The sequence below is a fragment of the Flavobacterium caeni genome, assembly GCF_900101895.1.
Taxonomy (GTDB): domain Bacteria; phylum Bacteroidota; class Bacteroidia; order Flavobacteriales; family Flavobacteriaceae; genus Flavobacterium; species Flavobacterium caeni.
The window spans coordinates 1-1,069 of sequence record NZ_FMVF01000078.1; the positions used below are offsets into that span (position 1 = coordinate 1).

At 35.3% G+C, this 1,069-nt stretch carries 1 protein-coding gene; it reads right to left on the reverse strand.

Translation table 11 applies throughout. The features are described 5' to 3' along the window. Positions 1 to 277 precede the first annotated feature (277 nt). Positions 278 to 940, reverse strand: coding sequence for a hypothetical protein (locus tag BLP55_RS16650; protein ID WP_091147575.1), 663 nt, complete (start codon positions 938 to 940; stop codon positions 278 to 280). Positions 941 to 1,069: the final 129 nt, after the last annotated feature.

The window sequence follows — 1,069 nt, forward strand, 5'->3', positions numbered from 1 at the left end:
TTTCCTTTTTCTAAAAACCCATAAAACGGTTTTTAGGCGAAAAAGGAAAAATAGCGAGCGAAACGTGAAAATTTAGGAGCTATTGCGCAAAGATTTTCCATGAAATTTCCCTGCGAGCCCGAGGCGTCGCGCTTGCGGCCAACGTTAGGCGCATTTGCGCAAACGCGGCGCAAGCGGACTGAGTTGCCTCTGCCAAGATAAAACTTTCTGCGTGAAACAACAACTTCCGGCTACCGAAAACGAGCGCTTTGAGTAAATGCGCGGTTGGGCGACGTTGTTATTTTATACTTTGTTTTAATGTGCGAACTGTTCCTGAAATATAATAAAAGGCAACCATTATACTCAATAATATTGTCAGCCAAAAAGATATTCTTCCAATGAAATCTACAGAATGATTATTATACAAATCGATTAACATTTGAATTAGTATGTAATATGGCGTAAGCCCAATTATAAGTAATGGGATTATAATTAAAAAATTGAACGCTATCTCTATTCGATTGGAATCCTCATTTATCATGTTTGCCAATGAATTTGATAAATTAAAAGGATTAATGATTTTCACAATAAAATTTCGTGTGTCTCCGTTCGGTATTTTTTTCGCAAATCTTTCAACCGAAAGTAAATCAATTGTTTTTGTCAGTTCTAATTTTTGCAAAGTTACTGACTGAAGAAAAAACATTACGGTTCCAAATACGATAGGCATTAATTTGAGTAAATCTGTATTTTCCGAAAGCGAAATTATACCAAAATTAACTTCACATGATTTAAGGTTATTAGAAAAGTAGTAGATGAAAATTATTACGACTTCCCATAAAAATAACTTTTCTTCTTTTGAACTTAGCATGATCAATTTCTCGTACAGTTTGTCATAAAAATCTTTTACTGAATTTTCATCGTTACTATTGATGAAGTCTTGTACTTTTTTACTGTAACTCATTTATGTTATGTCGAATTAGTTTTGCAATGTCGCCCAACGTTTCTCGCATTTGCGTGGTCGCGTCAGAGCGAACTGAGTTCTCTCTGCCGAAGATAAACAAAGTTCGTGAAATCGAAACATTCTGGCGGC